Here is a 9,740-nt window from a genome sequence, read left to right on the forward strand (position 1 = left end):
ATGCGTATTTTTTAGACAATAATCATTTTAATTTAATTTTATTTTAATGTTTCGGCAGGTTGCCCTGCTCGATTTAGTCGATTTAAGTAAGCATGTGTCCGCTCGTCATCTTCAAATGATTCCACAAAAATAATTTTTGCATCACTTTGATCCAACGCTCTCAATCCTCGATATAAATATTGCGATACCGTATCCATGGTCCCGAGCGTTTCATATATAATCGAAAGTTTAGCCATACGAAGTTTCAACGCTTCAATTGTTTTCTGTGTTGCTAACACACCAACGTGACTCGTTGACGAAATCCATTCTTCCCACTGCTCAAGCGTCGCATCGGGTGGAATAATGTAGACAGGCTGTTTAGGACTGTAGTGCTTATATTTCACACCCGGGCTTGCAATCCGCTCCTCTGATAATTGTTCTTTTGCTGTTTTTTCAATGACCTTTGCACCCGTTGCTTGGTGAAGCATCTCTGCAGTAATTGCACCCGGTCGAAGAATATAAATGATTTCTGTATCGAGCGCGACAACTGTAGACTCAACTCCAATGGATGTTAGCGGCGTCCTTGGTACAATTACTCCCGCAATTTGATCTCCAAAATCATCTAGTACATGTGTATATTGTGTAGGGCTCGGTTTACCCGATAGATTTGCACTCGGACCGACTAATGGAAAATCAACTTGTCGAATAAGTTCAAGAGTTAAGGGTTGATCAGGCATCCGAATTCCTACCGTTGGAAGACCACTTACTAAATTCGATACAATCCCTCGCTTGACTGGGAAAATAATTGTCAATGGCCCTGGCCAGAATGTTTGCATCAATTGCTTTGCAATCGGACTAATCTCACTGGCTAACTGTTCCACACGTTGAATCGAATCCACATGCACAATCAATGGATTGTCACCTGGACGTCCCTTCACTTGGAAGACGCGCTGAATCGCTTGATCATCATTTGCCAGAGCACCTAGCCCAAAGACGGTCTCGGTTGGAAATGCAACCAATTCGCCCGCGCGCAATAACTGTGCTGCCTCAGGTATATCCGAACGATAAAATAATTTACTCATCTTTTCCCTCCTCTCCGGGTGTTCCAAAATCTACTACTACATAACGGTCGAGTTGATTAAAATCTTGGTGAACCGATACTTCAGCTGTTGGGCAAGCTTCTTGGAAGATTGTCCTCACTGCCTCCCCTTGACGATAGCCTATTTCAAGAATCGCAATCCCCTCCGACGCAATATAAGAATGGAGTCCTGACGCAATGCGTTGATAGATGGCAAGTCCATTCGATTCCGCAAATAATGCTTTAGTGGGTTCATATTTTAAGACACTGGCATCCATGACCGACTGTTCATCCTCGCTAATATAAGGTGGATTCGAAAGTATAACATCATAACGTTTGGATGGTACTTGATCCCAGACATCACTTTCTATCCAACGAATAGCGACTTGGTGTTCTGCAGCATTTTCTCTAGCAACTTCGAGTGCACCTTCCGAAATATCCGTGCCTATCACCTCTGCAGCTGGATAATATTGTGCAGCGCATATCGCTAGAATACCCGTACCCGTTCCAATATCAATCAATCGCTGAACTTGCTCTTTAGAACGATGCTCAATTAATAAATCTAAGATTCCTTCAGTCTCTTCTCTCGGAATTAATGTGTGGGGATTCACCTTAAAGCATTGATCTTTGAAATAACTTCGTCCCAAAATATAAGCTAACGGTTCGTCAGCCACAAATCGGTTTAAAATCTGTTGAAATGTTATATGTTCATCCGAAGTAAGGTGGGTGTTCATACGAGATACCAATTCTGTTAGTGTCCAATCTTTCCACTGAAGAAAAATAGCTTGAGCTAATTGAGGGTCTTTCTTATGCTGACTTAAAAAAATAGAAGCTTTATGCAAAGCTTCATAAATCAAAATGGTATTATTGACCATTCAGTTCCTCCAATTGTTGTGTTTGATCGTATAAAATCAAAGCATCTATAATCTCATCGATTTGCCCATCCATAATCGCATCCAATTGTTGAATCGTTAGACCGATTCGGTGATCGGTTACGCGATTTTGTGGGTAATTATAAGTTCGAATTCGCTCAGAGCGATCCCCCGTACCGACTTTTAATTTCCGTTCTGAATCGTACTCAGATTGTGCTTGCGATTGTAGTAAGTCATAAACACGCGCTCTAAGAACTTTCATCGCTTTTTCACGGTTTTTAAGCTGTGATCGTTCATCTTGCATTGCGACAACCGTATTCGTAGGAATATGCGTTAAACGAACCGCAGAGGCAGTCTTGTTAACGTGTTGCCCACCAGCGCCACTCGCATGGTAAATATCAACGCGAATATCATTTTCATCCAAATCAAAATCAATTTCTTCAGCTTCAGGCATTACAACAACCGTCGCTGTCGACGTATGAACTCGGCCTTGTGATTCTGTCTCAGGAACACGTTGAACACGATGGGCCCCATTTTCAAATTTTAATTTTGAATACACTTTAGAGCCAGTAATCATGAGCGATACTTCTTTATAGCCACCAATTCCTGTAATATTGGCATCCAATAATTCGACTTTCCAACCTTGATTATTCGCATACTTTGTATACATATCTAATAGATCTTTCGCAAATAATTGTGCTTCGTCACCACCTGCTGCACCGCGGATTTCCATAATAATATTTTTGTTATCATTTGGATCTTCAGGAATCATCATTAACTTAATGGTTTGTTCTAAAGATTCACGTTCATCTTTGAGTTCATTTAATTCTTCTTTCGCTAATTCGATCATTTCATCATCGGATGAATCATTCAATATCTCTTCCGCTTCTTCAATTTCTTGAATAACGGTCTTAAAACGTTTGATTTTTTCAACTTTTGGACGGAGCTCACTCTCTTCAATCGTCAATTCACGGAGTCGTTCCGTATTTGAAATCACATCTGGGTCACTTAGTAACTCTGTAATTTCTTCATAGCGTATAATTAATGAATCTAATTGTTCAATCATTTATGTACCTCTCTTAATTCTCTATCGTACCAGGATTCTTATAGCATTTTCGACAGACAGGAATATAGGATTCATTCCCCCCAATTTGAATTTGCTCTCCATGATAAACGGGTTTTCCATCCGCAAAACGTAAATTCATAATCGCTTTTTTATGACAGAACCAACAAATCGTCTTTATCTCTTCAATTTTATCGGCATAGAGCAACAAATATTCTGAGCCTTCAAATAACTGATTTGAAAAATCATTTTTCAAACCGAATGCCATCACCGGAATATCCAATTCATCTACCACGCGAGCCAGCTGCAAGATATGTGCTTTACTTAAGAACTGCGCTTCATCAATTAAGATACAGTACAATTTCTCCTTAACAGACGCAATATCCTCAAATAAATCAGTATTATCATAAATAATCTCAGCTTGCCGTTCAAATCCCGTCCGACTTGCGATATAACCTACTCCAGAGCGGTGATCTACAGCACTTGTATACAAGCGAACAGGTTTTTTCTGTTCTTCATAATTATGGGCTACTTTAATAATCTCGATTGATTTCCCACTATTCATCGCACCATATTTAAAGTATAGCTTGGCCATTTCATCGCTCCTTAGATAAGTTCTCAATCTATAATAATAGAAGATTCCCTCATTTTAGTCAATCCACAGACCCATTAATGAGACAAAAAAAGCTGCTTACTTTGTGAAAAATGTAAACAGCTTTAATTTCCATGATTAACCTAATAGTGGCACTAAAATAACCGGCATAATCATTGCAGGCGTGAAGTTCATCACCTTTAGCTTAGTAATATTAAGTAAGTTTAATCCCATTCCAAATAATAAGATCGAGCCGACGGCCACAATTTCAGTAATCACAACAGGTGGCAAATATGGAGCTACTACACGGGATAATAGAATAATCGCACTTTCAATTACTACAACAGGGATGGCCGCAAAGACGACCCCAATGCCAAGTGAAGATGCTAATAGAATCGAGGTGACCGAATCGAAAATACTCTTTAAGTATAGAGTCGTATTACTTCCTGTTAAACCACTTTCTAACGGTCCAAGGATGGCTAAAGAACCTATACAGAAAATCATTGTGGCGCTCACAAAGCCCGTTGAAAATTTATCCGCTCCTTCTCCTCCACCACGAACAAATTTACGACTGACGACATTAACACCTTTTCGAATATGTTTATCGATATCAATCATTTCACCGATGAACGTCCCAATCACTAAAGATAAAATCATCACCAATTGATTTTCATTTTGAATGATTCCAGCAATGGCAATACCAAAAACAGCAATCCCAATCGCTTCCATCAATCGTTCATTCAGATTGACTGGAATACCCGAATGAATCAATAGGCCAAGCGTGCCTGGAACAACAATCAATATAAAGTTTACTAATACTCCCATATTCCACCTCTACCTTTACTAATTATCTGGATATAGCTTAGAATACCGACGAAAAGCGTAATAAATTTCTTTTACTATGACTTTAACGACCGCATAAATTGGTACAACTAAAAGAACCCCTGTTACACCAAACACACGTCCCGCTCCTAAAATAAGGAACAATATTGTTAAAGGATGAATACTTAAACTGCCGCCAATTATAAATGGTTGCAGCAAACGGCTTTCAACCAACTGCTCAATCATCAATACAATAATCACTTTAACAAACATCATAGGTGACGTTAAAATCGCAATAATCAAAGCCGGTATGACTGAAACAATCGATCCGATATAAGGGACTAAATTTAATAAGCCCGATAAAAATGCCAGCGACAATGCATAGTCCAAACCAATGATTTTGTAGCTAATCCAAAAGAAAATTCCAACTAAGACTGCTAAAGTAATAATACTTCGAACAAATTGAGATATATAATAGTTTGCTTGAAGCAATACCCGTTCGACATAGGGTTCAATTCTTGGCGGAACAAGCCTTAAAATATTGTACGGCAACTTCTCACCTTCCAACAATAAGTAATACAATATCACCGGAATGGTCACCAGACCGACCGCAATTTGGGTGACCGAACCGATAAAGGTCGATAATCCACCGAAAGTCGATGTAATTAAGTTTTGCAAATTGTTGGTAATATTATTCCAATTAATGCGACTGACAAAACGACTCAAAGGCTCTTGACTGAGTGCCTTTTCAACGTTAAATGGTAAATCACCTAACATTTCATTGAGTCGAGTATTATATTCTGGCATATTCGCTAGAAATGCTTCTGCCTGCTTGGCTAAGACGGGATATAGCGAGAAAATTCCCCAGACAATTAACAAGATTAACAAAATAAAAATCCCAATAATTGGAATATGACGTGAAACGCCCATCTCTGAAACGCGTTCAACAATTGGCGAGAATAAATAATATAAAATACCTGAACCAATAATCGGAAAAGAAACAAACCGAATAAATAGCCAAATCGGCTGAAACACATATGCTACCTGAGTAAATACGAGGATAATTAATAAAATTAATAAGATCGTAGTTAACGTCGTTAAAGCTCTTGAATTAATAAAGCTTACCGGCATCCCAAGACGTTCTCGTTCCGACTTTTTACGTTCTGGCGTTGAGTCTATATTTTTCACTTTACCCCTCCTATCTATCTCCAGTGTAACATATTCACTTATATTAAGAATACAGTGACTTGCACCAATAACCAATAAGAATACGGTTACATTTTAATGAGAGTACCTTAACCATTTAGTATCTGCTTTGAATACTTCATTAATGCCATAAAAAATGATAAGATAGTACCAACTTATTTGTGAAATGAGGCTCACCCAATGGAACAATTAATTGATCTCGTTGAATTATTAAAAATAATTATTTTAAGCGTCGTTCAAGGCATTACTGAATGGCTGCCGATTAGTAGTACAGGGCACATGATTATTTTAGAAGATTTCTTAACACTTAATCTGCGTCCAGAATTCGTTGAATTCTTTTTTGTTGCAGTACAACTAGGGTCTATCCTAGCGGTCGTTATTTTATACTTTAGCAAATTAAATCCCTTTAGCTTAAGGAAAACGCCTGCCCAACAAAAAAATACTTGGATGCTATGGTTCAAGGTTGCTTTTGCAAGTATCCCGGTAGCGATTTTAGGTGTCGCGTTGAATGACTATATGGATGAATATTTCTATAATATTTTCGTTGTTGCGATTGCGCTAATTGCTTATGGAATTATCTTTATTCTTATTGAGAACCGCCAAACAGGCCGGCATCAACGACAAATCCGATATTTTAATGAACTAAGTTTTTCTAGAGCTTTCAAAATTGGAATCTATCAAGCTTTATCCATTATTCCAGGAACTTCACGCTCTGGCTCAACGATTATCGGTGGACTGTTAGAAGGCACTTCCCGTAGTTTAGCCACAGAATTCTCATTCTTTCTAAGTATTCCTGCTATGTTTGGGGCAACTGCCTATAAATTCTTGAAATTGAGTATTGCTCTCACCCTTTCTGAAGTCATTTATTTAGCAGTAGGGTTGCTTGTCGCATTTGTAATTTCAATTATTTCCATTAAATTTTTACTCAACTACATTAAACACAATGACTTCAAATCTTTCGGTATCTATCGAATCGTTTTAGGAATTATTTTGATTGCTTACCAAATGTTCTTCAAATAAATTTTTTCATTACGAAGGCCCTATCTAAGTTGGCATAAAGCCAAATAGATAGGGCTATTTTAGTATAGTCTCGGTTCGGTTAACGGTAAATTGAACGTGCGTTATCTGCCGTAATTTCAGTGATTCCGCCCATATATGGGACTAAAACGTCTGGAATTTTCACTGAGCCATCTGCTTGTTGGTAATTTTCTAAAACGGCCACAACTGTTCGCCCTACTGCGAGTCCAGAACCATTGAGAGTATGGACGTAGTCCACCTTTTTGTCCTCATTACGGAAACGAATTTTAGCTCGGCGAGCTTGGAAGTCTTCACAGTTAGAACATGAGCTAATCTCGCGATATCGATCTTGTCCTGGAATCCAAGCTTCAATATCATAAGTCTTCGCAGCAGAGAAGCCCATATCCTCAGTACATAACACAATCGTACGATAAGGAATGCCTAAGTCTTGTAGAATTTCTTCCGCATTTTGCGTCATCAGTTCCAACTCTTGGTAAGATTGACTTGGGTGGGTCAACTTCACTAATTCCACTTTGTTGAATTGATGCATACGGATAAGCCCTCGTGTATCGCGCCCCGCACTTCCTGCTTCTGAACGGAATGAAGGAGATAGCGCTGTTAATCTAATCGGTAAAGCATCCTCAGGAATAATTTCATTTGAATAGTAATTGGTTAGAGGCACTTCCGCAGTTGGAATTAAAGTAAAGCCACGGTGGTCATTTAATTGAAAGACATCTTCAGTAAATTTAGGAAATTGTCCCGTCCCAAACATTGCCTGCTCATTGACGATATAAGGTGGAATCACTTCTTGATAACCATTTTGGGTTGTGTGTTTATCGAGCATAAAGTTGTAGATGGCACGCTCTAAACGAGCCCCTAAACCTACATAATAAACAAAACGAGATCCTGCCACCTTACCACCACGTTCGAAGTCTAATATCCCTAATTTCTCAGCAATATCCCAATGATTGAGCGGTTCAAAGTCAAATTGTGGCAATTCACCCCAACGACGAATCTCAACATTATCGTCTTCATCTTCTCCCACAGGAGTTGATTCATGCGGTACATTTGGAAATCGATGTTCAATATGTTCTAATTTACCTTCTACTTCGGATAATTGATGTTCAAGTTGGCCGATTTGTTGACCTAAGGCTTGCATTTGTTCAATTCTTTCTGTAGCATCTTGTTTTTCACGTTTTAGAGCTGCAATTTCTTGACTTGCGGTATTTCGTGATTGTTTTAGTTCTTCCACTTGAACTAATAATTCACGACGTTCTACATCTAATTGACGATATTCTTCCAGCGTTTCGCCAGCAACACCTCTCGTTTTTAATAACTGACTTGCAACTTCATAATTATTTCTCAAAAATTTACGATCCAGCATAATACTTCCTCCTTTTGTATAATAAAAAGAACCTTCCATCCTGGAAAGGGACGAAAGGTTCAGTCGCGGTACCACCCTAATTCAAGATTCATCATAAATCTTGCACTTAACCAATAACGGATGGGACCGGCACTACTTGATGATTTTCATAGGCAGAATAAGATGTGGATTCATTATAGGCTAACGATGATTCACACCTACCATCATCTCGCTGAAGTTTGCACTATAATTACTAGTCATCTCTCTTTGTTTCTCATTATAATTTAATCTTATGAGTGAGTCAAGCTTAATTTACCATTTTAGCTGTTGAGCCTTTTCAGTATCTCGATATTGATGATATGTTTCAAGATTCGCCCAATTTTGTTGTCTTAAGGCTTCGAATAAGATAATATTTGCCGTATTTGAAAGATTTAACGAGCGAACATGTTCGTCATTCATCGGAATACGCAATGTTTTTTCTTCATGCGCCTCCATAAACTCAATCGGTAATCCGGTAGTTTCTTTCCCAAAAATAAAATATTGGTCGGGATAAGTTTCATCAGCTAAATTGGCTTCACTATAGATATGGTGGGCAAATTTAGTAATTAAGAAAAGTTGTTCCGGTTGAATATCTTTCATAAAAGTTGCTAAATTATCGTGTTCATAGATTTCAACTTTATCCCAGTAATCCAATCCCGCTCGCTTTAACATCCGGTCCTCGGTAGAAAATCCTAACGGATGAATTAAATGCAAGGCGCTATTTGTTGCAGCACATGTTCTAGCAATATTTCCTGTATTAGCTGGCATCACCGGTTCAAATAAGACAATATGGTTCTTAATCAAGCTTAGTAACCTCCTAAATAACAAAACCAACAAGTAATAAAACTTGTTGGTAAAAGAATGTGATAATAATGATTATTCTTCTTCAGATGCTGCAGCTTCTTCACCAATAACTTCTGGTTCTGGAGCTTCTTCGTCATCTTCAACTGGTTCTGCTTCTTCAGTTGGAGCAGATACAGTAATAACCACTTCTTCTGGATCTAATAATACTTCAACGCCTGCATGTTTATCAAGGTCCGCAACCGTCTTCGTATCACCAATTTCCATTCCTTCTACATCGATTTCAAAATGAGATGGAATTGAATCTGGTTTCGTTTCAACTAAGATGTCGTTAATAACAACTTCTACAATACCAACTTTAACAGTATCAACATTCACTGCGTGAAGAGGTACTTCAACTTGTAATTTTTGATCTGCTGAAATAGCGTTCAAGTCAACACTGTATACTTCGTCTTTTAAAGCAGCGCGTTCATAATCATGTAAAATTACTTTTTGGGTCTTACCATCGTATTCAACATCGAATACCGCGTTCGTCCCTTCAGCTTTAAGTAACGCTTCAAATTCACGACGATTAATTAATAGTGATACAGCTTCAGTATCTTTTCCATATAACGAAACAGGGATCATTCCTTCGCGACGCGCTTTACGTGCTGCGCCTGTACCTGTTTGAGTTCTTAATTCTGCTTTTAAACTCATATCTTTACTCCTTACTTCATATTTTGCATTTCAATGCCAAGTATTTTCGCACATACTCCATATTACCAAAGTTTCACAGAGAAATCTAGCAGAAACCAACAAAAAAGCGACTTTTTATTCAAAACTTGAGTTGTAAAGTTAAATGCAACACTTTCTGTTACATGATTCGATGAACTTAAAATCTCTTTACTTCTTCCCCTAGGAGAAGAAAA

Annotated in this window: 10 protein-coding genes and 1 other annotated feature; of the genes, 1 reads left to right on the top strand and 9 read right to left on the bottom strand. The window is 38.3% G+C overall.

The genetic code is table 11. The features are described from left to right. Positions 1-38: 38 nt before the first annotated feature. From CYJ57_RS05270 to CYJ57_RS05295, 6 genes are all read right to left on the bottom strand, one after another. On the bottom strand, positions 39-1,061 hold the full coding sequence (locus CYJ57_RS05270) for an L-threonylcarbamoyladenylate synthase (protein ID WP_101954356.1): 1,023 nt from the start codon (positions 1,059-1,061) through the stop codon (positions 39-41). After that, a complete protein-coding gene (gene prmC / locus CYJ57_RS05275) occupies positions 1,054-1,932 on the bottom strand; it encodes a peptide chain release factor N(5)-glutamine methyltransferase (protein WP_101954357.1) in 879 nt (292 codons plus the stop codon). The genes CYJ57_RS05270 and prmC overlap by 8 nt, the downstream gene beginning before the upstream one ends. Continuing rightward, positions 1,922-2,995, bottom strand: coding sequence for a peptide chain release factor 1 (gene prfA, locus CYJ57_RS05280; RefSeq protein WP_101954358.1), 1,074 nt, complete (start codon positions 2,993-2,995; stop codon positions 1,922-1,924). Before prfA ends, prmC begins: the two co-directional genes overlap by 11 nt. 13 nt (positions 2,996-3,008) lie before the next feature. Then, complete coding sequence (locus tag CYJ57_RS05285; RefSeq protein ID WP_101954359.1) at positions 3,009-3,587, bottom strand: thymidine kinase; 579 nt, start codon at positions 3,585-3,587, stop codon at positions 3,009-3,011. Between the two features lie 135 nt (positions 3,588-3,722). Beyond that, positions 3,723-4,409: a DUF554 domain-containing protein gene (locus CYJ57_RS05290; RefSeq protein ID WP_006701041.1), complete on the bottom strand. Its 687-nt coding sequence runs from the start codon at positions 4,407-4,409 to the stop codon at positions 3,723-3,725. Positions 4,410-4,427: 18 nt separating this feature from the next. Next, positions 4,428-5,594 (bottom strand): AI-2E family transporter, encoded by a 1,167-nt coding sequence (locus tag CYJ57_RS05295; RefSeq protein ID WP_101954360.1) that lies wholly within the window; start codon positions 5,592-5,594, stop codon positions 4,428-4,430. Between the two features lie 198 nt (positions 5,595-5,792). Here CYJ57_RS05295 and CYJ57_RS05300 point away from each other — a divergent pair, with 198 nt between their 5' ends. After that, positions 5,793-6,632 (top strand): undecaprenyl-diphosphate phosphatase, encoded by an 840-nt coding sequence (locus tag CYJ57_RS05300; RefSeq protein ID WP_006701039.1) that lies wholly within the window; start codon positions 5,793-5,795, stop codon positions 6,630-6,632. A gap of 79 nt (positions 6,633-6,711) precedes the next feature. On the opposite strand, the gene serS is transcribed toward CYJ57_RS05300, so the two are convergent. The 3 genes from serS to CYJ57_RS05315 all read right to left on the bottom strand — a co-directional run bounded on the left by serS (position 6,712) and on the right by CYJ57_RS05315 (position 9,528). Next, positions 6,712-8,013 carry a serine--tRNA ligase gene (gene serS, locus CYJ57_RS05305; RefSeq protein WP_101954361.1) on the bottom strand — a complete coding sequence of 434 codons (1,302 nt, stop codon included), beginning with the start codon at positions 8,011-8,013 and terminating at the stop codon, positions 6,712-6,714. Positions 8,014-8,056: 43 nt separating this feature from the next. Further along, positions 8,057-8,267: a binding site (T-box leader), on the bottom strand. A 37-nt stretch (positions 8,268-8,304) separates the two neighbouring features. Beyond that, positions 8,305-8,832 carry a tRNA (uridine(34)/cytosine(34)/5-carboxymethylaminomethyluridine(34)-2'-O)-methyltransferase TrmL gene (trmL, locus tag CYJ57_RS05310; RefSeq protein ID WP_040443010.1) on the bottom strand — a complete coding sequence of 176 codons (528 nt, stop codon included), beginning with the start codon at positions 8,830-8,832 and terminating at the stop codon, positions 8,305-8,307. Positions 8,833-8,907: 75 nt separating this feature from the next. Continuing rightward, complete coding sequence (locus CYJ57_RS05315; protein WP_101954362.1) at positions 8,908-9,528, bottom strand: 50S ribosomal protein L25; 621 nt, start codon at positions 9,526-9,528, stop codon at positions 8,908-8,910. Positions 9,529-9,740 lie beyond the last annotated feature (212 nt).

It is taken from the genome of Falseniella ignava, from assembly GCF_002847645.1.
GTDB lineage: Bacteria > Bacillota > Bacilli > Lactobacillales > Aerococcaceae > Falseniella > Falseniella ignava.